This window comes from Nitratireductor sp. ATLC21, assembly GCF_057196525.1.
This window is the reverse complement of the sequence record NZ_JBXUOU010000002.1, coordinates 279,817-305,284: the sequence shown is the minus strand read 5'-3', so window position 1 is coordinate 305,284 and position 25,468 is coordinate 279,817. Positions and strand designations below refer to the sequence as shown.

The 25,468-nt window shown below is 61.6% G+C and carries 25 protein-coding genes; 20 read left to right on the top strand and 5 right to left on the bottom strand.

What is annotated here, in order from left to right; genetic code table 11:
* The 7 genes from AC2CHD_RS09140 to bfr all read left to right on the top strand — a co-directional run bounded on the left by AC2CHD_RS09140 (position 1) and on the right by bfr (position 5,343).
* Positions 1–1,116 carry a carbon-phosphorus lyase complex subunit gene (locus AC2CHD_RS09140; protein WP_484553430.1) on the top strand — a complete coding sequence of 372 codons (1,116 nt, stop codon included), beginning with the start codon at positions 1–3 and terminating at the stop codon, positions 1,114–1,116.
* Complete coding sequence (locus tag AC2CHD_RS09135; RefSeq protein WP_484553429.1) at positions 1,113–2,000, top strand: alpha-D-ribose 1-methylphosphonate 5-phosphate C-P-lyase PhnJ; 888 nt, start codon at positions 1,113–1,115, stop codon at positions 1,998–2,000. Before AC2CHD_RS09140 ends, AC2CHD_RS09135 begins: the two co-directional genes overlap by 4 nt.
* Positions 2,001–2,187: 187 nt before the next feature.
* Entirely contained in the window at positions 2,188–2,964 is a 777-nt protein-coding gene (gene phnK / locus AC2CHD_RS09130; protein ID WP_349366311.1) for a phosphonate C-P lyase system protein PhnK, read from the top strand.
* Positions 2,965–2,966: 2 nt separating this feature from the next.
* Complete coding sequence (gene phnL / locus AC2CHD_RS09125; protein ID WP_484553428.1) at positions 2,967–3,674, top strand: phosphonate C-P lyase system protein PhnL; 708 nt, start codon at positions 2,967–2,969, stop codon at positions 3,672–3,674.
* Positions 3,671–4,285, top strand: coding sequence for a DapH/DapD/GlmU-related protein (locus tag AC2CHD_RS09120; protein WP_484553427.1), 615 nt, complete (start codon positions 3,671–3,673; stop codon positions 4,283–4,285). The genes phnL and AC2CHD_RS09120 overlap by 4 nt, the downstream gene beginning before the upstream one ends.
* Positions 4,286–4,577: 292 nt before the next feature.
* Positions 4,578–4,892 carry a (2Fe-2S)-binding protein gene (locus tag AC2CHD_RS09115; protein ID WP_484554218.1) on the top strand — a complete coding sequence of 105 codons (315 nt, stop codon included), beginning with the start codon at positions 4,578–4,580 and terminating at the stop codon, positions 4,890–4,892.
* Complete coding sequence (bfr, locus tag AC2CHD_RS09110; protein ID WP_223019485.1) at positions 4,858–5,343, top strand: bacterioferritin; 486 nt, start codon at positions 4,858–4,860, stop codon at positions 5,341–5,343. Before AC2CHD_RS09115 ends, bfr begins: the two co-directional genes overlap by 35 nt.
* 97 nt (positions 5,344–5,440) lie before the next feature.
* Here the strand turns inward: bfr and AC2CHD_RS09105 are convergent, their stop codons facing one another.
* A complete protein-coding gene (locus AC2CHD_RS09105; protein ID WP_229450388.1) occupies positions 5,441–6,415 on the bottom strand; it encodes a class I SAM-dependent methyltransferase in 975 nt (324 codons plus the stop codon).
* Between the two features lie 113 nt (positions 6,416–6,528).
* On the opposite strand from AC2CHD_RS09105, the gene AC2CHD_RS09100 reads away from it, so the two are divergent.
* Positions 6,529–7,539: a ligase-associated DNA damage response exonuclease gene (locus AC2CHD_RS09100; RefSeq protein WP_484553426.1), complete on the top strand. Its 1,011-nt coding sequence runs from the start codon at positions 6,529–6,531 to the stop codon at positions 7,537–7,539.
* Entirely contained in the window at positions 7,539–9,134 is a 1,596-nt protein-coding gene (locus tag AC2CHD_RS09095) for a cisplatin damage response ATP-dependent DNA ligase (RefSeq protein ID WP_484553425.1), read from the top strand. Before AC2CHD_RS09100 ends, AC2CHD_RS09095 begins: the two co-directional genes overlap by 1 nt.
* Before the next feature lie 6 nt (positions 9,135–9,140).
* On the opposite strand, the gene AC2CHD_RS09090 is transcribed toward AC2CHD_RS09095, so the two are convergent.
* Positions 9,141–10,139 carry a hypothetical protein gene (locus AC2CHD_RS09090; protein ID WP_484553424.1) on the bottom strand — a complete coding sequence of 333 codons (999 nt, stop codon included), beginning with the start codon at positions 10,137–10,139 and terminating at the stop codon, positions 9,141–9,143.
* Between the two features lie 229 nt (positions 10,140–10,368).
* On the opposite strand from AC2CHD_RS09090, the gene AC2CHD_RS09085 reads away from it, so the two are divergent.
* Together AC2CHD_RS09085 and AC2CHD_RS09080 are read left to right on the top strand one after the other, a co-directional pair.
* On the top strand, positions 10,369–11,511 hold the full coding sequence (locus AC2CHD_RS09085; protein WP_229450381.1) for an aminotransferase class I/II-fold pyridoxal phosphate-dependent enzyme: 1,143 nt from the start codon (positions 10,369–10,371) through the stop codon (positions 11,509–11,511).
* A 101-nt stretch (positions 11,512–11,612) separates the two neighbouring features.
* Positions 11,613–12,569, top strand: a complete 957-nt coding sequence (locus AC2CHD_RS09080) for an NAD(P)H-dependent flavin oxidoreductase (protein WP_229450379.1) — start codon at positions 11,613–11,615, stop codon at positions 12,567–12,569.
* A 12-nt stretch (positions 12,570–12,581) separates the two neighbouring features.
* Here AC2CHD_RS09080 and AC2CHD_RS09075 read toward each other — a convergent pair whose 3' ends face one another.
* Complete coding sequence (locus tag AC2CHD_RS09075) at positions 12,582–12,989, bottom strand: GFA family protein (RefSeq protein WP_484553423.1); 408 nt, start codon at positions 12,987–12,989, stop codon at positions 12,582–12,584.
* 211 nt (positions 12,990–13,200) lie between these two features.
* On the opposite strand from AC2CHD_RS09075, the gene phnC reads away from it, so the two are divergent.
* The 9 genes from phnC to pdeM all read left to right on the top strand — a co-directional run bounded on the left by phnC (position 13,201) and on the right by pdeM (position 23,536).
* The gene (gene phnC / locus AC2CHD_RS09070; RefSeq protein WP_484553422.1) at positions 13,201–14,043 is read left to right on the top strand and encodes a phosphonate ABC transporter ATP-binding protein; all 843 of its coding nucleotides are present in this window, start codon (positions 13,201–13,203) and stop codon (positions 14,041–14,043) included.
* A gap of 87 nt (positions 14,044–14,130) precedes the next feature.
* On the top strand, positions 14,131–15,039 hold the full coding sequence (gene phnD, locus AC2CHD_RS09065) for a phosphonate ABC transporter substrate-binding protein (protein WP_484553421.1): 909 nt from the start codon (positions 14,131–14,133) through the stop codon (positions 15,037–15,039).
* A gap of 67 nt (positions 15,040–15,106) precedes the next feature.
* Entirely contained in the window at positions 15,107–16,075 is a 969-nt protein-coding gene (gene phnE, locus AC2CHD_RS09060; RefSeq protein ID WP_484553420.1) for a phosphonate ABC transporter, permease protein PhnE, read from the top strand.
* 2 nt (positions 16,076–16,077) lie between these two features.
* The gene (gene phnE / locus AC2CHD_RS09055; RefSeq protein WP_484553419.1) at positions 16,078–17,637 is read left to right on the top strand and encodes a phosphonate ABC transporter, permease protein PhnE; all 1,560 of its coding nucleotides are present in this window, start codon (positions 16,078–16,080) and stop codon (positions 17,635–17,637) included.
* 100 nt (positions 17,638–17,737) lie between these two features.
* Entirely contained in the window at positions 17,738–18,445 is a 708-nt protein-coding gene (locus AC2CHD_RS09050; protein WP_229450371.1) for a DUF1045 domain-containing protein, read from the top strand.
* A gap of 2 nt (positions 18,446–18,447) precedes the next feature.
* Positions 18,448–19,587, top strand: a complete 1,140-nt coding sequence (locus AC2CHD_RS09045) for an alpha-D-ribose 1-methylphosphonate 5-triphosphate diphosphatase (protein WP_484553418.1) — start codon at positions 18,448–18,450, stop codon at positions 19,585–19,587.
* The gene (gene phnN / locus AC2CHD_RS09040; RefSeq protein WP_484553417.1) at positions 19,584–20,216 is read left to right on the top strand and encodes a phosphonate metabolism protein/1,5-bisphosphokinase (PRPP-forming) PhnN; all 633 of its coding nucleotides are present in this window, start codon (positions 19,584–19,586) and stop codon (positions 20,214–20,216) included. The genes AC2CHD_RS09045 and phnN overlap by 4 nt, the downstream gene beginning before the upstream one ends.
* A gap of 84 nt (positions 20,217–20,300) precedes the next feature.
* Entirely contained in the window at positions 20,301–22,832 is a 2,532-nt protein-coding gene (locus tag AC2CHD_RS09035; RefSeq protein ID WP_484553416.1) for a ligase-associated DNA damage response DEXH box helicase, read from the top strand.
* Positions 22,829–23,536, top strand: a complete 708-nt coding sequence (gene pdeM / locus AC2CHD_RS09030; protein ID WP_484553415.1) for a ligase-associated DNA damage response endonuclease PdeM — start codon at positions 22,829–22,831, stop codon at positions 23,534–23,536. The genes AC2CHD_RS09035 and pdeM overlap by 4 nt, the downstream gene beginning before the upstream one ends.
* On the opposite strand, the gene AC2CHD_RS09025 is transcribed toward pdeM, so the two are convergent.
* Positions 23,537–24,316, bottom strand: a complete 780-nt coding sequence (locus AC2CHD_RS09025) for a TIGR02186 family protein (protein ID WP_229450364.1) — start codon at positions 24,314–24,316, stop codon at positions 23,537–23,539.
* Positions 24,317–24,319: 3 nt separating this feature from the next.
* Positions 24,320–25,240 carry a sulfite exporter TauE/SafE family protein gene (locus tag AC2CHD_RS09020; protein WP_484553414.1) on the bottom strand — a complete coding sequence of 307 codons (921 nt, stop codon included), beginning with the start codon at positions 25,238–25,240 and terminating at the stop codon, positions 24,320–24,322.
* Positions 25,241–25,468: the final 228 nt, after the last annotated feature.

Sequence of the window (25,468 nt, the reverse complement as noted above, 5' to 3'; positions counted from 1 at the left end):
ATGTATGTAGCCGTCAAGGGCGGCGAAGCCGCCATCCAGAACGCGCACCGGCTTCTGGCCGACCGCCGGCGCGGTGACCGCAATCTTCCCTCGATCACGCTCGAACAGATCGCCAGCCAACTTTCGCTCGCCGTCGACCGTGTCATGTCCGAAGGCTCGCTTTACGACACGGGCCTTGCAGCACTCGCGGTCAAACAGGCGCGCGGCGACATGATCGAAGCGATCTTCCTTCTGCGCGCCTATCGCACGACCCTGCCGCGCTTCGGCTATACGCGCCCCGTCGATACGGCAGCCATGCTGGTGGAGCGGCGCGTCTCCGCCACCTACAAGGATCTGCCCGGCGGGCAGCTTCTCGGCCCCACCTTCGATTACACGCATCGCCTGCTTGACCCGGAACTGGCCGAAGACGCCGAACCGGCAACACCCGAGGCGCGCAGCGAAGCCGAAGAAGCCATGCCGCGCGTGTCCGACATTCTCGCCAATGAAGGCCTGATCGAGGAAGACGGCTCCCTGCCGGAAGACCGCGAACCCGGCGACATCACCCGCGAGCCGCCGGAATTCCCCATGGAGCGCGACCAGCGCCTCCAGGCGCTTTCACGCGGCGATGAGGGTTTCCTTCTGGCGCTCGGTTATTCCACCCAGCGCGGCTATGGCCGCAACCACCCCTTCGCCGGCGAGATCCGCATCGGCGAGGTGGAGGTGGAGATCGATGTGCCGGAACTCGACTTCCCGCTCACGCTTGGCCGCATCCGCGTCACCGAGTGCCAGATGGTCAACCAGTTCAAGGGGTCGAAGAAGGTGCCGCCGCAGTTCACCCGAGGCTACGGGCTGGTGTTCGGCCAGTCGGAGCGCAAGGCCATGGCCATGTCGCTGTGCGACCGGGCGCTACGCGCGGGCGAACTGGACGAAGACATCACCGCACCGGCGCAGGACGAGGAGTTCGTCATTTCGCACTGTGACAACGTGCAGGCGACCGGCTTCGTCGAGCACCTGAAGCTGCCGCACTATGTCGACTTCCAGGCCGAGCTCGGTCTGGTCCGCCAGATGCGCCGCGAATACGAGGAGCGCCGCGAGGGCGCAGCCGCAGACACCGAGCGCCGGGAGGCCGCCGAATGAACGCCCACACCGACAACATCGCCCAGTACAATTTCGCCTATCTGGACGAGCAGACGAAGCGCATGATCCGCCGCGCGATCCTCAAGGCCATCGCCATTCCCGGCTATCAGGTTCCCTTCGCCAGCCGCGAAATGCCAATGCCCTATGGCTGGGGCACCGGCGGCGTGCAGGTGACAGCATCGATCATCGGCATGGACGATGTGCTCAAGGTCATCGACCAGGGTGCGGACGACACCACCAATGCCGTCTCCATCCGCGCCTTCTTTCAGAAGGTCGCCAATGTTGCCGTGACCACGCACACGAGCGATGCAACCATCATCCAGACGCGCCATCGCATTCCAGAAGAACCTTTGAAATCAGGGCAGGTGCTCGTCTACCAGGTGCCGATTCCCGAGCCGCTGCGCTTTCTCGAACCGCGCGAGACCGAAACGCGCAAGATGCACGCGCTTGAGGAATACGGCCTCATGCATGTGAAGCTCTACGAGGACATCGCCCAGCACGGCCACATCGCCACCACCTTCGCCTACCCGGTCAAGGTCGAGGGGCGTTACGTGATGGACCCCTCGCCGACGCCGAAATTCGACAATCCGAAAATGCACATGTCGAAGGCGCTCCAGCTTTTCGGCGCAGGGCGCGAGAAGCGCATCTACGCCGTTCCGCCCTACACGCGGGTCGAAAGTCTCGACTTCGAGGATCATCCATTTGAGATCCAGGCCTTCGATGAGCCCTGCGCACTGTGTGGCGGCACGAATGTCTATCTCGACGAAGTGGTTCTGGATGACCGCGGCGGTCGCATGTTCGTCTGCTCCGACACCGACAATTGCGAGGCGCGCCGCGCCGAGGGCCATCGCGGACATCTGTGCGGCGAAGAGGCTGCGGCATGAGAACCGACAGCGCATCGATGACAGCGCCGCGCAACGCCCCTCACCCTCTCCCCGCCAGCGGGGAGAGGCGGGCCTTGATGTTGGCGCCTGGATCGCAGCCATCCTCCTTCTCCCCGCTCGCGGGGAGAAGGTGCCGGCAGGCGGATGAGGGGCTGCGCAAACTTCTGAAAATTCGCGGAGAAATCCAATGACCGACGAACCGCTGCTTCGCGTTCGCTCCATCTCGAAATTCTACGGCAACCGCATCGGCTGCAACGACATCTCCTTCGACCTGTGGCCGGGCGAGGTTCTGGCTGTGGTGGGCGAGTCCGGCTCGGGCAAGACCACCCTCCTGAACTGCCTCTCGACACGCCTCCTGCCGACCTCCGGCACCGTGTCCTACCGCATGCGCGACGGGGCCTTCCACGATCTCTACCGCATGAGCGAAGCCGAACGCCGCTTCCTGATGCGCACCGACTGGGGTTTCGTTCACCAGAATCCTGCGGACGGGCTGCGCATGACGGTCTCCGCCGGCGCGAATGTCGGCGAGCGGCTGATGGCCGTGGGCCAGCGCCACTATGGCGACATCCGCGCCACCGCCACCGACTGGCTCGGCCGCGTTGAGATCTCCAGCGACCGCATCGATGACCAGCCCCGCGCCTTTTCCGGCGGCATGCGCCAGCGCCTGCAGATCGCCCGCAACCTCGTCACCGGCCCGCGCCTCGTCTTCATGGATGAGCCGACCGGCGGTCTTGACGTGTCGGTGCAGGCCCGCCTGCTCGATCTCCTGCGCGGCCTCGTTCACGAACTGGGCCTCTCCGCCATTGTCGTCACCCACGACCTTGCGGTCGCCCGCCTTCTCTCCCACCGCATGATCGTCATGAAGGACGGTCATGTGGTCGAAAGCGGCCTGACCGACCGGGTGCTCGATGATCCGCAGGCGCCCTACACCCAGCTTCTCGTTTCCTCCATTTTGCAGGTGTGACCATGGCAACACCCCTCGTCGTCTCCGAAGTCTGCAAGAGCTTCACCATGCATCTCCAGGGCGGCATTCGCCTGCCCGTGGTGGCCGATGCCTCCTTCTCGCTCTCCGCCGGCGAATGCGCCGTGCTTGGCGGCCCCTCGGGCGCTGGCAAGAGCTCCATCCTCAAGATGATCTATGGCAGCTACGCCATCGACAACGGCCAGGTGATCGTCACCCATGATGGCAATCTGGTGAACCTCGCCACCGCCGATCCGCGCACCGTCATCGCCATCCGCCGCGACACGATCGGCTATGTCAGCCAGTTCCTGCGCGCCGTGCCGCGCGTTTCCGCCCGCGACGTGGTGGCCGAGCCGCTGATTGCGCGTGGTGAAGTTCTGGAAACCGCGCGCGGCAGGGCCGAGAAGCTGCTTGCCCGCCTCAACCTGCCGGAGCGCCTTTGGGGCCTGCCACCAGCCACCTTCTCCGGCGGCGAACAGCAGCGCGTGAACATTGCACGCGGCTTCATCACCGATCATCCGGTCCTGCTTCTCGACGAGCCAACCGCCTCTCTCGACAAGGCCAACCGCGAAATCGTGATTGCCATGATCGACGAGAAGAAGAAGGCGGGCGTGGCGCTGCTCGGCATCTTCCACGATCAGGATGTGCGCGATGTGGTTGCCGACCGGATCATCGACGTCACCGAATTTGCGCCGAACAGGAAAGCGGCATGAGGAAGCTCTCGATGGAGCCCTGTGTTCACCCGACCGCAGAAGTGAATGGTTCGACGCTTGGCCGCTACACGGAAGTGGCCGAGCGCACGCGCCTTCATGAAACGGTGCTTGGCGACTATTCCTATGTGATGCAGGATTGCAGCGCCTGGTGTGCTGAGATCGGCAAGTTCTCCAACATCGCGGCCACCGTGCGCATCAACGCCACGAACCACCCCACCTGGCGCCCCACGCTGCATCACTTCACCTATCGCTCCGCCGACTATTGGCCGGATGCCGAACATGACGGCGCGTTCTTCGACTGGCGACGCGACAACATGGTCAGGGTCGGCCATGACACCTGGCTCGGTCATGGCTCCACGATCCTGCCCGGTGTGACCGTGGGCGACGGGGCGGTGGTCGGTGCAGGTGCCGTGGTCTCGAAGGATGTCGCCCCCTACACGATTGTCGGCGGCGTCCCCGCCCGCCCGATCCGCGAGCGCTTCGACCGGCGGACGGCAGAACGGTATCAGGCGCTTGCCTGGTGGGATTGGAGCCATGGCAAGCTCAGGGAAGCTCTGGAGGATTTCCGTGCGCTCGATGCAGAAGCGTTTTTGGAAAAACACGAGAATTGAGCCCGCGCCATCTGGTCGCAACATTCCCTGAATATAATCGTCAGGTTTTTATTGACAGGATCGAAGACCTGCGGTTTCTATAGTTCCGCATCCGCGCGATGCGTCCATGATGTCTGGGCCTTTACCCCTTTCGATCGCAGGACGTCTGTCGTTGCCCATTGAGCTGTGTGCCGTCTGTTCTGACGGGACACGTTTTTGTTCGCTGGGCGCCTTTTCCGACAAACTCCGGCACAAGGTTTTGGCTCTGCATCGGGGCTCGACCTTGCAAAGCCACGGAGTTTCCGACGTCGCCATGCTCGTCTGCCAGTGCAACATGATCACCCAAAAGGAGGTCGAGGAGACGATCGTCTCCATGCTGGATGAAGACCCCTGGCAGCTTGTTGTGCCGGCAAAGGTCTACCACACCATGTCCAAGCGCGGCCGATGCTGTGGGTGCTTTCCGAATGTCGTGGAAACAATCATCCGCGTCACCGAAGCCTATCATGCACGCCTTGATGCTGCCCAGAATGCTGCTACCGTGACCTATCTCGATCAGGTACGCGCGTTGCGCGAGCGTTTTGGAAGGAAGTTCAATGAAAGGCGACAAAAAGGTCATCGAGCGGCTTAACGAGGCGCTCACCCACGAACTGGGGGCAGTCAACCAATATTGGCTGCATTATCGCCTTCTGGAAGATTGGGGCTTTACCAAGCTCGCCAAGAAGGAGCGCGAAGAATCCATCGAGGAAATGCACCACGCCGACAAGCTGGTCGAGCGTATCATCTTCCTTGAGGGCCATCCCAACCTTCAGGTTGTTGGCCCGCTGCGCATCGGCCAGAACATCAAGGAAGTGCTTGAGGCTGATCTCGCCGGTGAGCATGACGCCCGCAAACTCTACAAGGAAGCGCGCGACGACTGCCACGATGCGGGCGACTATGTTTCCATGAAACTGTTCGAAGAGCTGCTCGCAGACGAGGAAGGTCATATCGACTACCTCGAAACGCAGCTTGAACTCCTTGAGACAATCGGCGTGGAAAAATACGGCCAGCTCAATGCCGGCCCGGCCGACGAAGCCGAGTAATCAAGTTTTGGGGGTGACCGGTCAGAGTGTTGATCCGGTCATCCCTCACGGCGATCTGGTGCACTTCGGGGGGCGCTTGAGTGCCCAGGGCCGGACCCTAGTGGACTTCCGGGCGCTCTTTTCGGTGGTCTGGAACTGCGACCTTGGCCGCTGCAGCGCCAATCCCTCTCCGTTCGGCGACGACCACCAATCCTTCGATGGGTTCGCCACGATCCCGGCGGATCACTGCCTTTTCAAGCAGTACCGGTTCAAATCCCGCATCTCCCATGACCGCCCGCAAATGCGCCTCGGAATGAGCGTAGCGCCGCGAGGGACGCAGCACCATTGCCTCCGGTCCCGCATGATGTTCGACTGAAAAAACGAAAAGGGCCCCCGGCGCAAGCGAGGCTCCGGCCGCTGCAAAAAGCCGGTCGAGCGAACCCAGATACATGAAAACGTCTGCCGCGGTCACCAGATCGGCCTCGCGGGGCAGCTTGGTGAGTGCGGAGAGATCGGCCCGTTCCAGCCGGTCGTAGATCTGTTTGTCATCCGCACGCTTCAGCATTTTTGCCGAGATATCGATCCCTTCAAGAAAGCTGACATGGGCTCTCAGTCGCTCGCCCATCAAGCCAGTGCCGCATCCAAGGTCGACGGCATGAGCGAAAGCATGTTTTCCGATCCGCAGAAGCGCTTCCTCCAGCAATTCGGGCACGCGATAACCGAGCTTGTCCACCAACGCCGTGTCGAACGTTTCGGCATACTGATCGAACAGGGTTTCGACGAAAGCCGATGGAACAGCGCCAAGACCATCGAGCGCACCGAAAAGCTCCAGCTTCAACGCCGCACCCAGCCGATCCATTTCATCGAGCCTGAGGACATTTCGCCAGGCGTCCAGCGCGGCTGCGACCTCGCCTGCCTCAGCCAGCATCTCACCGTGGCGGAAATGCCCTGCCGCCCAATCCGGCGCACGGGTCAGAGCCTCGCCCATCAGGTCGGCAGCCGCTTTGAAATCCCCGCTTTCGAACAGCATCTCCGCATACTCCGCACGGCGATCGGCGAGCAGATCACCCGAAGTGAAGAAAATCGGCTTCATTCGATATGTTTTCCAGGAGGCCCGCATGCGGGCGGTGAGCGCTTATGCTCCCGGAAATGTCTCCTGACAAGTCTGTCTTTCACTGCCTGAAAAATGACCTATCTTCTCATTCCATGAAGCCGCAGAACCTGCTCCAGCCGCGCCCGGCGGGACTTTATTGCCCGCCCGGTGATTTCTACATCGATCCTGTGCGTCCGGTGGAGCGGGCCCTGATCACGCACGGGCATGCAGACCACGCCCGCGCGGGTCATGGACACGTTCTGGCGACGAGAGAAACGCTCGACATCATGGCGCTGCGGTACGGTACAGACTTTGCGCGAAGCCGGCAGGCCATCAATTACGGCGAAACGCTGACACTTGATGGTGTTGGCATTTCTTTTCACCCTGCTGGCCATGTGCTGGGATCGGCACAGATCGCTGTGGAGAAAAGTGGCCTGCGCATTGTCGCCTCTGGCGATTACAAGCGTCATCCCGATCAAACCTGCGCCGCCTTCGAGCCCGTGCGCTGTGATGTCTTCATCACCGAAGCGACCTTTGGGCTCCCCGTTTTTGTTCACCCCGACCCCTTGCAGGAGATCCGGCGTCTGACCGCGTCATTGACGCAATTTCCGGATCGCGCGCACATTTTGGGGGCTTATTCCCTTGGCAAGGCGCAGCGCGTCATCAGTCTCTTGCGCACCAGCGGATACGATACACCGATCCTCATTCACGGTGCCTTGGAAAAACTCTGTCGCTATTATGAAGGCCAGGGCATCGACCTCGGCGAACTTGAACCGGCAACTGTCGAAGGAGGCCTTGCCGATCGCGCCGCGGGCCGCGTCATAGTCGCACCTCCATCCGTGTTCGGCGAACGCTGGACGCGGCGCTTCGCCGATCCGCTCAACGTCTTTGCCTCCGGCTGGATGCGCATCCGCCAGAGAGCGAAGCAGCGCGGTGTCGAACTCCCCCTGATCCTTTCCGACCATGCAGACTGGAATGAGCTGATCGCCACTATCCGAGAAACGGAGGCAGGCGAAGTGTGGGTGACACACGGCCGCGAGGAAGCCATCGTTCGCTGGTGTGAACTGAACGGCATCAAGGCCCGCCCTCTCAACCTCGTCGGCTACGAAGACGAGGTCGAGTGATGCGTGACTTTGCCAATCTGCTCGACCGTCTGGTTCTCACCCCGTCGCGGAACGGAAAAATCCGCCTGCTTACGGACCATTTCAGTGCTGTGCGTGACCCTGATCGCGGTTACGCTCTTGCTGCGTTGACCGGGGGGCTCGACTTTCCCGCTGTGAAACCAGCCATGCTGCGGACCCTGATCGGCGAGCGAATGGACGAGGTGCTTTTTGCCTATTCCTACGATTATGTTGGCGACCTTGCAGAGACCATATCGCTCGTTTGGCCAAGCACCCCGGGTGAGGAAACCCCGCCGCCGCTCTCCGAAATCGTAGAAATGCTTTCCACGCTTGGGCGGGCTGAAGCGCCTGCGGTCATGGCGCGTCTCCTCGATCGACTCGATCCCTCTGCCCGATTTGCTCTGATCAAACTCGCTACCGGAGGCTTGCGTATCGGCGTATCAGCACGGCTTGCAAAGCAGGCGCTGGCAACGTTCGGCAATAAGGACATCGGCGAGATAGAAGAACTCTGGCACGGGCTCGAACCACCCTATGAACCGCTCTTCGCATGGCTGGAAGGCGAAGCCCAAAAGCCTGTCAGCACTGCGAAAGCGCTGTTCCGGCCGGTCATGCTTGCCCATCCGGTCGGCGACGGTGAGCTTTCAAAGCTGGATCCTGCCGACTACGCGGCCGAATGGAAATGGGACGGGATCCGCGTTCAGGCAGTGTGCGAAGACGGTGTCAAACGGCTCTATTCGCGCACAGGCGACGACATATCCGGTGCATTTCCGGACCTCCTGTCATCGTTCGAAGCCGAAATGACCCTGGATGGAGAGCTGCTGGTCGGAAACCCGGATACGCGGACCGGCACCTTCTCGGACCTTCAGCAGCGCCTCAACCGCAAGACGGTGTCGAAGAAGATGCTTGGCGAGTACCCGGTCTTCCTCCGCTGCTACGATCTGCTTCAGGCGGAAGGAGAAGACCTGCGCGGATTGCCGTTCATCCAACGCCGGGCAGCACTTCAGGAGCGGATATCGGGGCTGTCGCAGGATCGTTTCGATCTGTCCCCGCTCGTCGATTTCACAAACTGGGAAGAACTGGACGCCAAACGACGTGCTCCACCGCATCCCGTGATTGAAGGGGTGATGTTGAAGCGGCGCGCTTCGTCCTATGTTCCCGGCCGCCCCAAAGGCCCATGGTTTAAATGGAAGCGTGATCCGTTCATCATCGATGCAGTGCTGCTTTATGCGCAACGTGGTCACGGCAAGCGGTCGAGCTATTACTCCGATTACACATTCGGTGTATGGACCGGGCCCGAAGACGCGCCCGAGCTCGTCCCTGTCGGTAAGGCCTATTTCGGTTTTACCGATGAGGAACTGAAGCAGATCGACAAATATGTGCGTGACAACACGATCGAGCGTTTCGGCCCCGTCCGATCAGTCCGCGCCGAGCGCGATCACGGTCTTGTTCTCGAAGTCGCGTTTGAGGGGCTCAATCGCTCAACGCGACACAAATCAGGTGTGGCGATGCGCTTTCCACGCATTTCCCGCCTGCGCTGGGACAAGCCGGCAGCCGAAGCGGACCGGCTTGAAGCCCTGACCTCCATGCTCGAAGATTAGCACCTCTCATTGCGTCGCAATGGCCGCACGGATGGAGAAGACGTCGAGCGCATGACCTTGGCCGGTGGCATCCGGAACAATGGTGATCGTTCCGCCGCTGCTGGGCGATTGATTGGGCAATTCGACCTCGAAGAGATAGTCCGAACGCGTTGGCCCGACCACGTAGCGGGTGCGACCGCAATCGCCAAGGGCGCCAAAGTTGCAGGAGAGCGAAAGCTGTGTCTCCTCCCCGTCCTGCGCTCTGGCCTCGATGCTGAAAATGGCGTTGCGTCCGGCGAGCGTCTCCAGAACGCCGCGCCCTACATCAAAGGAAATGCCTGCCCCGCCGGAGGTGCTGACCTTCAGAAAAACCTGATCGTCATTGCGCATTACGTCTATGTTCCCGCCATCCGGGGCAGAAACGGTGGTGGGATCGGTTGGGTCGAAAATGGTGATCCATTCGCCCTCCGCGCGGCTTCCTCGCGACCCGGAGGCTGTTGTTTCCTCGTCCGCAGAATAATTGTCTTCCTCCAGGGCAAGCGGCGGGTTGCGCACACTGGTGTCCCGCTCATCGCTGGACATCAGAATGCCACTGGACATGGTCCACCAGAGCCCCAAGCCGAGAAACGCCACCACAGTCGCGATCAGAAAGAGCATGGCATAAGAGCGCCGCGGCCTTGGCAGGGCCGCACGAATGCGTCGTTTCGCCTCTTCAGAAGAAGGATCATCCGACACGCCGCTGCGATCTCGCGGGTCAATCTGTGGAGCGAACGCCTCGCTTTTTTCTCTGGGGCGTGGGGCGCTGCGCGCCTCAGGCTCGACTTGCGGCGAGGGAGCCTGCCGCTCTCGCGGCGCAGACTTTGAAACCTGCGGATCCCTGGCTTGTGGGGCGGCAGGAACGAACTCTGTCTCGATCTCGGTGATCGTTGTTTTCAGGTTCTCGCGCCTGGCAGTTTTTGCCTCTTCAGAAAGATCGTCGCGTGCTTCAAGCGTGCGCTCCAGCGCTGCAAAGGCAGAACGATACACCTTTTCACGAAAGGGCCGTTTGCTAGCGTCGCCCTTTTCGAACGCCTTTCTTATCGCATTTTCTATCGCGTCCAAGGCTGGCTGCCCTCTTTGCCTGTCTTTGTCACATGGTTAACCGTTGGTGAGTATGCAATCAACGGTCATAACAAGGTGTGAACAATAGGCTATTCCGCCCTGATGAGGTCGAGCCTGGTTTTTCTCCACCCTAACCATGCCCGAGGAGTTCAGAATGCGGGATTTCGCGCTTGAGGTTCACTTTTCCCGCTGGGAGTTCAATGCCCGGCATCACATGACCGCCTCCGACATGGAAAGCATGACGCTCGGTGAGCTGACACAGATGGCCGGGCCTTCCGCACGCGAAGAGCTCGACAGGCTGTGGCTCGGCTACACGGAAACCTGGGGCGCGCCGGACCTGCGCGAGGCCATTGCCGCTACTTATGACGGCCTTTCCGCACGTGACATTCTCTGCTTCGCCGGCGCCGAGGAAGGCATTTATGCGGCCATGCGTGTAATGCTCTCACCCGAGGATCACGCCATCGTTTCTGTTCCAAACTACCAGGCTGCAGAAACCGTGCCGCTGGGGCTGTGCGCGGTGACCGGCGTTCCGCTTCTGGAGAACGACAACTGGCGGCTCGATCTCGATGCGGTGCGTGCCGCGATCCGTCCCAACACGAAGCTGATATCGGTCAACCTGCCCAACAATCCGACCGGCGCCCTGATGCCGCAGGAGGATTTCGCAGCCCTCGTGGCGCTTTGCCGCGAGCACGATCTCTACCTTTTCAGTGATGAGGTCTACCGCCTGCTCGAAAGCGATGACAAAAAACGCCTTCCTCAGGCAGCGGAAGCCTATGAGAAGGGCGTTTCCCTCAACGTCATGTCCAAGGCCTATGGCCTGCCGGGCCTGCGTATCGGCTGGATCGCCAGCCGTGACACGGCGCTTTTGCAGAAGCTGGAGCGCTACAAGCATTACCTGTCCATCTGCAACTCTGCCCCGAGCGAGCGGCTGGCGGTGATGGCGCTTTCAGTGCGCGACCGCATTCTTACGCGGAACCGCTCGCTGATCGCGGAGAACCTTGAGAAAATGGACGCATTCTTTGCCGAATACCCGGATCTCTTCGACTGGAAGCGCCCGGATGGCGGTTGTGTTGCCTATCCCCGATATAATGGACGGGATGGGGTCGAACAGTTCTGCCACGATCTCGTGGAACAGGCAGGCGTGCTGTTGCTGCCCGCCTCCGTCTACCACTCGGAGCTGATGGAAAGCCCAGCAGGGCGCTTCCGCATCGGCTTTGGGCGCAAGGGGATTGATGCCGGGCTTGCCGCGATGCGAGACTTTCTCGGGCGGCGGCACAACGACATTAAACCCGGTTGAGACAAGAAGCGCGCAAAATGTGGCGATGGAGGTTTTCAACCGGGACCAAGATGCTGTAAAAGTTTTGACGTTTACGAATACGTCAATTGAAGGGAATTAACATGGCGCTTCCGGCTGTTTTCGACACTTTGCGTTTGCCCGTCGTCGGCGCGCCCTTGTTCATCATCTCGCATCCGCCTCTGGTGACCGCACAATGCAAAGCCGGGATTGTGGGCTCCTTTCCAGCACTCAATGCGCGCCCCAAGGAGCAGCTTGACGAATGGATATCGCAGATCAAAGAGGAGCTGGCCGCGCATGATGCGAAAAACCCGGACCGCCCCGCTGCTCCTTTTGCCGTCAACCAGATCGTCCATCGCTCCAATGATCGGCTGGAGCATGATCTGAGGGTCTGCGTCGACCATAAGGTGCCCATCGTCATCACCTCGCTCGGCGCCGTCGAAGAGGTGAACCAGGCCGTTCATTCCTATGGCGGCATCGTGCTGCACGACATCATTCACGATCGCCATGCACGAAAAGCGATCGAAAAGGGCGCAGACGGGCTCATTGCGGTGGCAGCGGGGGCTGGCGGACATGCGGGCACGCTTTCGCCCTTCGCTCTCGTACAGGAAATCCGGCAGTGGTTCGATGGGCCGCTGCTTCTGTCAGGTGCCATCGCCAATGGCGGCGCGGTGCTGGCGGCCGAGGCGATGGGCGCGGACCTTGCCTATATCGGTTCACCCTTCATCGCCACACAGGAGGCGCGTGCAACCGAGGATTACAAGGAGATGATTGTCTCCTCGCGTGCTGCCGACATCGTCTATTCAAACCTCTTCACCGGCGTACACGGCAACTACTTGAAGGGCTCCATCGTCAAGGCCGGCATGGACCCCGACAATCTCCCGGAAGCCGACCCCTCCAAGATGAATTTCGCAAGCGCTGACGCAAAGGCCTGGCGCGACATCTGGGGAAGCGGACAGGGCATTGGGGCGGTGAGCGAGATCACCAGCGCTGGCGCTCTGGTGGACCGCCTGGCGGCAGAATATGCCGAAGCGAAGGATCGGATCTGCGGCGCGCGGTAACCCCGCCGCGCTTCATCCCGGCAGGCCATCCAGCCGGGGGACTTCGTTCAGCCCGTCATCCCAATCCGCACGACTGGACATGCAGATATGTGCGGTCGGCTGCATGGAAACAGGTGTATCAAGACATCCAGCCGGAACGATGACCATCGCCCCGCCTGCTTCCGATCTCGGCAGAGCAGAGCCACAGGACCGGCAGAAGCTCCTCCGGTGCCGCGCCCCCGGCACCCGGTAGCTCGCTATATTCTCTTCCCCAGAAAGCCAGGTGATCTCCGCCGCGCTCGAAAAAAGGTTCGCAGCATGGGCTGAGCCTGATCCCTTGCGGCAGCGCGAACAATGGCAGAGATAAAAGCGCTCGAACGAGCCTGAGATTTCAAATCTCACCGCGCCACAGAGGCAGGTGCCGGAATGCGTTGTGCCCATCAATCATCTCCCTAAAGATGATGCCTCTTAACATATCCAGGAAGAAGACCCCATTGCCACGACGCAACCCTGCGCGCGGCAGCACTGTGGACTGTCAAGAAACCGTCATCCAAGCGACATGCAGGTTTCATCCACACCCATTAGGCGAATGAGCGACAAGGGCGAAAAGCCTGCGGGAGAGCCGCAATACGGCGCTTAACGGGATAAGCAAATGCTTGAAATTCGACAGGTCACCCGACGCTTCGGACAGAACACGGCCGTGCGCGATGTGGAACTGGAAATCGAACAGGGCCAGATGGTCGGCATCATTGGCCGCTCGGGCGCAGGCAAGTCGACGCTTTTGCGCATGATCAACCGGCTGATCGATCCGTCCGAAGGGACGATCTCATTTCAGGGCAAAGAGGTATCGGCTCTTAAAGGCGCGGAGCTGCGCCGCTGGCAACGCGACTGCGCGATGATCTTCCAGCAGTTCAACCTGGTGCCGCGTCTCGACGTGCTGACCAACGTCCTGCTCGGGCGCCTCAATCATCGTTCCACCGTTCTCAACCTGATGAACATGTTCACCCGCGAGGAACGCATCCGCGCCATTGCCGCGCTCGAGCGCCTCGACATCGCGCAGACGGCGCTGCAGCGCGCCGGCACCCTTTCTGGCGGTCAGCAGCAACGTGTGGCGATCGCCCGTGCTCTCATGCAGGAACCGAAGGTGATCCTCGCCGACGAGCCGATCGCCTCGCTCGATCCGCTCAACGCCAAGGTGGTGATGGACTCGCTGGCCGACATCAACGCCCGCGAAGGCATCACCGTCATCACCAACCTGCACACGCTCGACACGGCGCGCGCCTATTGCAACCGCATCGTCGGCATGGCCAAGGGCGCTGTCGTGTTCGACGGCCCGCCCCAGGCGCTGACAAGCGAAGCGGTGCGCACCATTTATGGCGGCGAGGAAGGCGCGGAGCTTTCCGAAGCCATCACCTCCACCAGCATCAATGTCCCGGCTCCACAGCCGGCAAGGAAATCGACCGGTCAGGCGGCTCCGGCGCTCGCCGCCGTCTGACCCACGGGATCGCCTGGCCCGCGTAACGGGCCGCTCTGCCTGAAAACCCGCCGGCGGGAAAAGCCGGCACCCAAATGGAGAGACGTCATGTTCAAAAAAGCTCTTATGGGCGCCGTAGCGCTCACCGCAATGATGGTCGGCGGCGCACAGGCCGAAGACCTGAAGGAGTTCCGCATCGGCATTCTCGGCGGCGAAAACGAAGCCGACCGCCTGCGCAATTTCTCCTGCATGGTCGACAAGCTTCCCGAGGTTCTGGGTGTCGAAAAAGTCTCGCTTTTTCCCGCCGCCGATTATGACGGCGTGATCCAGGGCCTGCTCGGCGGCACGCTCGACTATGCCGAGCTCGGCGCTTCGGGCTATGCAAAGGTCTATCTGGAAGATCCCAAAGCCGTTGAGCCGATCCTGACCACGGTCCAGACAGACGGCTCCACTGGCTATCATTCGGTCATGGTCGCCCGCAAGGATTCCGGCATCCAGTCGCTGGAAGACATGAAGGGCAAGAAGCTCGGCTTCGCCGACCCGGATTCCACCTCCGGCTACCTCGTACCCGCCGTCACGCTGCCCAAGGCCGTCGGGACATCCATCGAAGAATTTTTCGGCGAGACCGGCTTTGGCGGCGGCCACGAGAACCTCGTTCTCGAAGTGGTGAAAGGCACGTTCGACGCCGGCACGACCTGGGCTTCGGGCGTTGGCGAGTTCTCCGACGGTTACACTTCCGGCAACCTGCACAAGATGGTCGAGAAGGGCATTCTCGACATGGACGATCTGGTTGAGCTCTGGAAGTCCCCGCTGATCCCGAACGGTCCGGTCGTGGTTCGCACCTCCATGGACGCCGACATGAAGAACAAGTTCAAGACCTTCATGATGGAAATGCCGGAAGCCGATCCGGAGTGCTTCGCAGCCATCCAGGGCGGCGACTACAAGGGCTACACCGAAGTGACGCCGGCATTCTACGAGCCGATCATCGACGCCCGTCGCTCCAAGATCGGTTCCTGATCCCTTCCCCGCAATCTGACACGCCGCCGGTCCGTGCCGGCGGCGTTGTCGCACAGGCGTGCCAGACATGACAGCAACGACCCATTCCCCGCTTCTTTCCGAAGCCGGCCAGGCCGTGGAGCGCCACTGGCGCGAACTGGCCGGACGCCGCCGGCTCTACACCATTGGCGGCATCGTGTTCATGGTTCTCGCCATGAGCGGTTCGCTCTGGTTTGCCAATGAATCGAACGCCGGCAAGTTCTTCGACCGACTGCCCTATCTGTTCGACTTCGTGGGACAGATGATGCCGCGCGATGGCTGGGAAATCTGGCGCGCCCTTTTCGACCTGCCCTCGCCCTATGACGATGGCAGCCTGAAATACAATTATCACGATGGACGGATCTATCTCACCGAGACGTTCTATCTGCCCGAATATTTCTACAAGATGCTGGAAACCATCAACATCGCGCTGGTTTCCACGCTGATCGGGTTCGGCTTTGGCTTCGTCCTTTGCTTTCTGGCAGCATCGAACCTGACGACGCGGCGCTGGCTGCGCTTCTTCGTGCGCCGTTTCATGGAGCTGCTCCGCGCTTTTCCCGAGATCGTCATCGCCGGCTTTTTTCTGGCCGTGCTGACCATCGGTGCCGTGCCTGCCATCATTGCCGTGTCGATCCACACGGTCGGTGCGCTCGGCAAGATGTTCTTCGAAGTGGTCGAGAACGCCGACATGAAAGCCGAGGAGGGCCTGCGCGCTGCCGGTGCGAACTGGACCGAGCGTGTCTGGTTCGCCATCGTGCCGCAGGTCATGCCCAACTTCCTGAGCTACGCGCTTCTGCGTTTCGAGATCAATGTCCGTGCCTCCACCATCATCGGCGCGGTCGGTGGTGGCGGTATCGGCGAGGCGCTGCGCCTGTCGATCAGCCGCACGCATGAGGCCAAGACGCTCGCCATCATCCTTCTCCTGTTCTGCACCATCGTCGCGGTTGACCAGCTTTCGGCCTGGCTACGCGGGCGCATCGTCGGCAGGCAGGCATTCGAATTCGGCCGGGGAGGCTGACCATGACCGAAACCGAAGCCAACACCATCGTCGCGCGCCACGCGGATGTTTTTCAGCGCCCGCTGCTTGAGCGCTTTCGCGCCGCGCTCATCATCGCAGCCGTCGCGCTTTATATGATCTTCGCCTGGTGGCTCTTTGCCGTGGGGCAGGTGATCTCCAACGGCAATTGGGATATCGCAGGAAGCTATCTGGCCGACTGGGTTTCCTATGAGGTGCGCCCGGACATCGAGTATGACGGCGATGCGCTGGATGTTTCCTTCCCCCGTTTCTCGCCGCTGGGCGACGATCCGAAACCGGACTGGGTGGTGACGGAAACGGCGACCGTGGAACGCCGGAGCGCGGGGACAACTGAGGCCACCAGCTCCGGCAGCGGCGCAACCAGCGGCGCCGGTTTCCTGGGGGCGTTGGACACGAAGCCTGCTGCGAAAGACGACGGTGGGTTTCTTGGTGCCATGCCATCTGCCTCCACACCACCCGAAACACCGACCGCGAACACCGCTCCGGCGGAACCGGTGGTGACCCGTGAAGAAGCCATTGTGAGCGCCGATGTTTCGTTCGGTGGCGACACGCATATCCGCGTTCAGCCCGGCTTCGTGACCGTCACGCACAAGGGCGAGACGCTGGAACTCGACATCGAGGAGCGTATCGCGGTCAATGCGCGGGGGCCCCTGCCCGACTGGGCAAGCCAGCGTGCACCCGGTGCCAAGGTTATCGTGCGCTTCGGCTTTGCCGGCCGTGCGGAGATCGAAGACGATGAGGTCAAGATACGCCGCCGCTTCCTCGGCTGGGAGAATTTCTTCTTCGACACGCGCTCGCCGTATTGGGGCATGCCGGTCAGCGAGGTTCTGGGCACGATCTTCTTCGGCGAGCGCATCGAGGAAGGCCGCTCCAATCTGGCCATTGCCTGGGACAACATTGTCAACAATGCCGACTGGCAGCATGGCGATGTGTGGCTGAAGCTGCTGCAGACCATCGTCATGGCGTTTGCGGGCACGGTGTTCGCCTCGCTTCTGGCCTTCCCGCTCGCCTTTGCGGCCGCGCGCAACATCATGCCCAACCGTTTCATCAACCATCTCTTGAAGCGCTCGTTCGACTTCCTGCGCTCGGTGGACATGCTGATCTGGGCGCTGTTCTTCACCCGCGCGTTCGGGCCGGGGCCGCTCGCCGGCATTTCGGCGATCTTCTTCACCGACACCGGCACATTCGGCAAACTCTACTCGGAAGCGCTCGAAAACATCGACGACAAGCAGCGGGAGGGCGTGCGCTCTGTCGGTGCAGCACCATCCTCGGTCCAGCGCTACGGGGTCGTGCCGCAGGTTCTGCCGGTGTTTTTGAGCCAGTCGCTGTATTTCTGGGAGTCCAACACGCGCTCGGCCACAATCATCGGCGCTGTGGGTGCGGGCGGCATCGGCCTCAAGCTCTGGGAGGCGATGCGCACCAATCAGGACTGGGAAAACGTTGCCTATATGGTGATCCTGATCCTGCTGGTGGTTTTCATCTTCGACAACATCTCCAACACGCTGCGTCAGCGTCTCATCGGCAGGCAAGGAGCCGAAGGATGACGCGGCGGAAAATGGCTGATAGCTTCTGTGGTCCTTTCGAGGGATTCGTTAACCTGTCACACAAATCGCCTATTGCACCGCAATCGGCGAGGAAAAGCTCATGCGCTACGCAATCTACTTCACACCCGAACAGGATGACCCGCTGACGCGGGCCGCTGCCCGCTGGCTGGGACGCGATGCCTTTACCGGCGCATCGCTCACGCCGGTGGATGCAGGGCCCTTTTCAGCGGCGGAGATCTCATTTCACACAGCTGCGGCACGCCGCTACGGGTTTCATGCGACGCTGAAGGCCCCGTTCCGGCTTGCTGAAGGCCAGAGCGAGCAAGCGCTGATCCAGGCGCTGGCAAAGTTCTGCGCGCAGATGGAGCCGGTAACGATCCCGCGCGCCGTGGTGCGCAGGCTGGACGGCTTTTTCGCACTTGTGCCCGAAGAACGCTCGGAACGGCTGGATGCGTTGGCCGGCGGCATCGTCGAGTATTTTGAGCCGTTTCGCGCTCCGCTGACCGTTGGGGAACTCGAAAGGCGCAATCCGGAAAACCTCACGCCGGCGCAGCTCAAGAATCTGCACAAATGGGGCTACCCCTACGTGTTCGAGGAGTTTCGCTTCCACATGACCCTGACCGGCCGCGTGCCGCAGGAAGAAGCCCCCCGGATGGAACGGGCGATCGACGCCTTCTTCGGGCCGCTTTTGTCGGAACCACTGGAGATTGGCTCGCTGGCCCTGTTCATCGAGCCGGAACCGGGCGCACCGTTCCAGGTGAAATCCCTGGAAACGCTCGGCTGGAACAAGACAAGAAAGACCGCCTGATAATGACGAACGAACTGGTCCTAAAAAACGCCCGCATCGTGCTGCCCGATGAGGTGATCGAAGGCAGCATCTCGATCCGTGACGGGCGCATCACCGACATTGCCGCCGGCAATTCCGCTGTTGGTGAAGATATGGAGGGCGACTACGTCCTGCCGGGCCTGGTCGAGCTGCACACGGACCATCTGGAGCGGCACTACGCGCCCAGACCGAAAGTGCGCTGGAACCCGATCGCCTCGGTGCTTGCGCATGATGCACAGATTGCCGCATCCGGCATTACCACCGTGTTCGACGCGCTGCGCATCGGCCTTGATGAAGACAGCAACCTCGGCGCGCCGGAAATGCGCGAGCTTGGCCACGCCATCGAAAACAGCGTGGAAGCCGGGCGGTTGCGTGCCGATCACTTCCTGCATCTGCGCTGCGAGGTCTCCGCGCCCGATTGCCTGGAAGGGTTCGAGCTTTTCAGGAATGACAGCCGGGTGAAGCTTGCTTCACTGATGGACCACTCGCCGGGCCAGCGCCAGTTCACCAGCATCGAGACCTACAAGGTCTACTACATGAACAAGACAGGCATGACGGAAGAGGATTTCCGCCAGTTCTGCGACAAACGCGTTTCCCAGTCGCAGACCTATTCCAACAGACATCGCAAAGCGATTGCCGACATCTGTCGGGAAAAGGGCATCATCCTGGCAAGCCATGACGACGCGACGATGGAGCATGTAAACGAGGCCGCAACCCAGGGCGTGCGCGTCGCCGAGTTCCCCACCACGCAGGAGGCCGCCAAAGCTTCGCGCGAGGCCGGCATGCAGGTGTTGATGGGCGCGCCCAATGTGGTGCGCGGCGGATCGCATTCCGGCAATGTTTCGGCACGCAGTCTGGCGGAAGGCAAGACGCTCGACATTCTGTCGTCGGATTACATCCCGTTCAGCCTTGTTCAGGCCGCCTTTGCTCTGGGCGAGACGGTAGAGCACATCTCGCTTCCGCAGGCAGTCGCCATGGTTTCGAAGAACCCGGCAGAAGCCGTCGGGCTCGATGATCGCGGCATTCTCGAACAAGGCCGGCGTGGCGATGTGATCCGTGTGCGCGTGGATGAGCATGTGCCGATCGTGCGCTCGGTCTGGCGCGAGGGAGCGCGAGTGGCATGAGGTCCTCGGCCACGCTGGAACGCGTCATCGGCGAGCAGGATTTCCCGATACGGCATGGCGTGTTCGTCGCTGTGGCCGGTCCCTCGGGCGCCGGCAAGGATTCGGTGATGGACTATGCGCGCCAGCGACTCGGGCCCGAGGGCAGCGACGTCACCTTCGTGCGCCGTGTCATCACGCGCGAGATGGACGGTGCCGGCGAGGCCCATGACTGCCTAACGCGCGCCAGTTTTGACGACGCGGACAGCAAAGGCGCATTCGCCGTAAGCTGGGAGGCGAACGGGCTGAAATACGGTCTGCCCGCCAGCGTGGACGACGTCGTGCGGGAAGGCCATGTGGCTGTTGCCAATGTTTCGCGTGCCGTCATCCCGCTCCTGCGTGAACGCTATGGCAATGTCATCGCCGTGATCGTGACCGCATCGCGCGAGGTCCTTGCCGAGCGGCTTTCAAGCCGCGGCCGCGAAACCCGCGAGGAAGTTCTGGCCCGTCTTGAACGGGCGCATGCGAAAGAACTCGCGGTGGAAAACGCGACAGTCATCGACAATTCAGGCACGCTGGAAGAAGCGGGTGAAAAGTTTCAGGACATTCTGCGCCGCGCCGCTGCCTGGAGCGCGGTGAGCGACAGCGTCTGATCCTCGCCCCTGATTCAGATATCCGGGCTGATGCCGACAGCCCCTCTTGGCGCGCCGTCTGTTCTGGTTTAGTTCTAATCCATCTTGGAACATCGGACGCACCCCATTGACGGCATTGCCGCGCCTTTCCTGCCAGCGCCCTTCAGCGAATGGTTCGCCACGCGTGGGTGGCAGCCGCGCGCGCATCAGCTGGAACTTCTCGCCCGCACGCAGGCCGGCCGCTCCGCCCTGCTGATCGCGCCGACGGGTGCCGGCAAGACGCTCGCCGGGTTTTTGCCAACGCTCACCGATCTTGCGGACCGGCCAAAACCTCGGCCCGGCGAAGCGCGGCGTGGCGTTCACACGCTTTACATATCGCCGCTCAAGGCGCTCGCCGTCGACATTCAGCGCAATCTGAACCTGCCGGTGACCGAGATGGGGCTGCCGGTGACCATGGAAACACGCACCGGCGATACGCCCACTCACAAGCGCCAGCGGCAGAAGCATGCGCCGCCCGATATTCTGCTCACAACACCCGAACAGCTTGCGCTTCTGATCGCCTCACCCGATGCGGAGCGCTTCTTCTCGGACCTCAAATTCGTGGTGTTCGACGAGTTGCATTCGCTGGTGATCTCCAAGCGTGGGCATCTGCTCTCACTCGGCCTTGCGCGGCTACGCCGCCTGCGACCGGAGTTGCAGACCATCGGGCTTTCGGCGACGGTCGCCGAACCCGAAGCACTGCGCCGCTGGCTGGTGCCACAGGACACGCCCGGCGCCCTGTCCGATATCGTGACCGTGGCGGGTGGCGCAAAGCCGCTCATCACCATTCTGGAAACGGAGGAGCGTGTGCCCTGGGCAGGGCACTCCGCGCTCTATGCCATTCCCAAGGTCTATGAGGCGATCAAGGCGCATCGGACCACCCTGCTCTTCGTCAACACGCGCAGCCAGGCCGAGCTTCTGTTCCGCGAATTGTGGCGCGCCAATGAAGACAATCTGCCGATTGCCCTGCACCACGGCTCGCTCGATGTCGGCCAGCGGCGCAAGGTGGAAAAGGCGATGGAGACCAACAGCCTCCGGGCCATCGTCGCCACGTCGACGCTGGATCTGGGCATCGACTGGGGCGATGTGGACCTGGTCGTGCATGTGGGCGCACCCAAGGGAGCGAGCCGGCTGGCGCAGCGAATAGGTCGCTCCAACCACCGCATGGATGAACCGAGCCGCGCCATTCTCGTGCCGGCAAACCGCTTCGAGGTGATGGAGTGCCGTGCAGCGCTTGAAGCGAACTATCTGGGCGCGCAGGACACGCCGCCACTGGTGGAAGGGGCGCTCGATGTGCTGGCGCAGCATGTGCTTGGCTCGGCCTGCGCCGCCCCTTTCGACGCCGATGTGCTCTATGGCGAGGTGGCGAGTGCGGCGCCCTATGCCGGGCTAAACCGGGCGACCTTCGACCGCATCGTAGATTTCGTGGCGACCGGCGGCTATGCGCTGAAGAGCTATGAGCGCTATGCCCGCATCCGCAGGACGAAGGACGGGCTCTGGCGCATCGCCAATCCGCGCATCGCCCAGCAATACCGCCTGAATGTGGGCACCATCATCGAATCCCCGATGCTGAACATCCGCATGGTGCGGCCTGGCCGTGGCAACGCCTCGCGCGGCGGCCCCGTGCTCGGCAAGGTGGAGGAATATTTCCTCGAAACCCTCACGCAGGGCGACACCTTCCTGTTTTCCGGCAGGGTGCTGCGCTTCGAGGGCATTCGCGAGAATGAATGCCTCGTGTCTGCAGGCGGCGGAGAGGATGCCAAGGTGCCCTATTACGCCGGCGGCAAGTTTCCACTCTCCACCTATCTGGCAGCGGAAGTGCGCGCCATGCTGGCCGACCCGGAGCGCTGGAAGACATTGCCGCCACAGGTCGCCGAATGGCTTTCCATCCAGCGCGACAAATCCATTCTGCCGCGCCGCGAAGACCTTCTGGTCGAGACATTTCCGCGTGGCAACCGCTTCTACATGGTGCTCTACCCGTTCGAGGGACGGCTCGCCCACCAGACGCTTGGCATGCTCCTGACCCGCCGGCTCGAGCGCGCCGGTGCGCATCCGCTGGGCTTTGTCGCCAATGATTACGCGATCGCCGTTTGGGGCCTGAACGACATGAGCGCCATGCTTAAGAGTCGCAAACTTAGCCTGGCCGCGCTCTTGGACGAGGACATGCTCGGCGATGACCTCGAAGCATGGATCGCCGATAGCTGGCTTTTGAAGCGCACCTTCCGCAATTGTGCGCTGATCTCCGGGCTGGTCGAAAAACGCCACCCCGGTCAGGAAAAGACCAGCCGGCAGGTGACCGTTTCCGCCGACCTCATTTACGACGTTTTGCGGGCCCATGAGCCGGATCACATTCTCATGCAGGCCACATGGGCGGACGCCGCGCAGGGCCTGCTCGATGTCAGGAGGCTGGGCGAGATGCTGTCGCGCATTCGCGGGCGAATCGTGCATAAGGCGCTGACGCGCATTTCCCCGCTGGCCGTGCCCATCATGCTCGAAATCGGCAAGGAAGCGGTGGCCGGCGATGCAAATGAGGCGCTGCTTGGCGAAGCGTCGCGACTTTCAGGCGAGGAATTGATGCAGGAGGCGCTTGAGGCATGAACAGCCTTGCACCCGCAACCGAGACAAGCACGGCACTGACGGTGCGCATTGCCGGACATGAGGCCGTGTGCGACTGGCGGGGCGTGCTCTTCTTTCCCGCGATGGGGCTGATGGTGGTCTCCGACCTGCATCTGGAAAAGGGCGCGGCTTATGCCAGGCGGGGGCGCATGTTGCCGCCCTACGACACCGCTGCAACGCTGCAGCGGCTCGAAGAGGTTGTCGCCACTTATGACCCCGAAATGGTGATCAGCCTCGGTGACAGTTTCCACGATGAAGAGGGTGCCGCAGAAATGCCTGTCCCTTTTCGCGATCACCTCTTCCAGATCATCGACAAGCGCGACTGGCACTGGATTGCCGGCAACCACGATCCCGCGCCGCCACCCGACCTGCCCGGCCACTGCGCTCAGGTAATCGCTATCGACGGCCTCACTTTCCGCCACGAGCCTGCACGCGGTGCGGGCCCGGGCGAGATCGCCGGACACCTGCATCCTGGCGCGCGCATCGTAAGACGCGGGCGTGGTGTGCGTCGGGCCTGTTTCGCCTGTGATGGTAGCCGGCTCATCATGCCGGCATTTGGCAGTCTGACCGGCACGCTGAACGTACTCGATCGCGCATTCAACGGCCTTTTCATGCGTGAGAAGCTGGCAGCCTACATGCTGGGGCGGCAGGGAATCTACGCCATTGCCGGCAGCATGCTGCGGTGATCAATCCTTGCGGAAGAACAGCCGCCCAAGCCAGCCAGTAACGATCGCAATCAGCACGGAAAGAATGCCATAGAGCATGCTGTTCTGATGGGCAAACTGGTAAAGGCGCTGCTCCAGCCCCGCCTTGCGGATGGTGAGTTGCGCCGAGGTTTCACGCAGGAACATGCCATTGCGAAACAGGAAGGCTCGTGCCCTGTGGGTGCCGACCGCGACATTGGGGGCGAGCCTGAGCGACGCCCTGAAAAGGCTTTGCGACAGGAACCGCACCGCGCCCGCTCGCGTCGAGTAAAGTCCCTCGGCTTCCTTGCGTTCGCGCAGCGCACGGGTGAATTCCTCGATCGTTTTCGGGTCGCCATCTGAATCCAGCGGCTGAAGATGAAGATTGTCTGCACCCAGCGCCAATTGCCGATAGCCATCGGGGGCCGTGATATCCTGCGGTGCGCGCGTGAGCGCCATGGAATAGGAGGCGGGAACATCGCGGAAGATCACCGATTCCGTATTGATCCACATGCCCGCGACGCGGGTTTTCTTGCGGACCGTCACGGGACGCGGTGGCCCTTCCAGAACCACGATCACGTCGTATCGCCCCTGCCGGGAAATCAATGGGTCAGCGTTGTCGAGCGCACCAAATATCGTGAGCTCCGCACCGCTGAAATCCGAGGTAATCGAGACCTGATCCGTGGACAGGCCGATCTGGATATTCTCCGGGATGTGGTCCTGCGCCCGCGCAGCCAGCATGGGCATCAAAAGGGCAAGCGTGGACAACATTGCAAAACGCATCGCTCACCCCCCTACCATTGATAGCGAATAGACGCTCTCGGGCCGAACGAAGAGATCGAAGCCCAGACGAAGCGCCACGGCCAGAACGAGGAGTGCAAGAAGCGCACGCAACTGCTCGCCGCGAAGCTTTTGTCCCACCCTCGCACCGTATTGGGCACCGGCAACTCCACCCACCATGAGAAGAAAAGCGAGGACCACATCGACGGTCTGGTTGGCCGTGGAATGAATGATCGTCGTGAAAGCGGCCACGAAGATGATCTGGAACAGCGATGTGCCGATCACGACATTGGTGGGCACCTTGAGGAGGTAAATGAGCGCAGGCACCATGATGAAACCGCCGCCCACACCCATGATCGACGCCAGAAAGCCAATGAAGGCGCCGAGCACCAGAACAGGGATGACACTGACGAACAGCTTCGAGGCGCGAAAGCGCATCTTCAAGGGTAGACGGTGAATCCAGTTGTGCTGACCGGGCTTGCGCAATGTCACTGTCTGGCCACCACGGGAGCGCCTGATGGCACGCAGGCTTTCCATCAGCATCAGCCCGCCGACCACGCCAAGAAACGCCACATAGAGCAGAGAGACAATCAGGTCGAGTTGCCCCAGACGCCGCAGATAGGCAAAAACGGACACACCCAAAGATGCGCCGACTATGCCGCCTGCCAGCAATACGGTGCCAAGCTTCAGATCAAGAGATTTGCGTTTGAAATGCGCCAGTGCGCCAGAGAAAGACGATGCGATCACCTGATTGGCGCCGGTGGCAACAGCAATGGCGGGAGGAATGTTGTAGAAGATCAGGAGCGGCGTGATGAGAAATCCGCCACCGACGCCGAACATGCCGGAGAGAAAGCCGACCGCGCCGCCCATGGCCAGCAGCACGAACACGTTGACGGACATTTCGGCGATTGGGAGATAAATACCCACCCGCGGCACCCGAATAATTGTTTGCCCGGCGAAGAGGCCGGGCGAGATGTGGAAGCATTATGCGTGCTTCCGTTCTGCGCTCTGACGGTCTCGAAGTCAAACCGAGTTGTCACCAAATCGGGAAAAGATTGAACGACTTGCCCGGCAAACGTGAACTGCGACCATTCAGACACACATAAAGCGGCGGGCGGACAGGTGGCATTGCCCGAACGCCCGCCCGCAAACGGA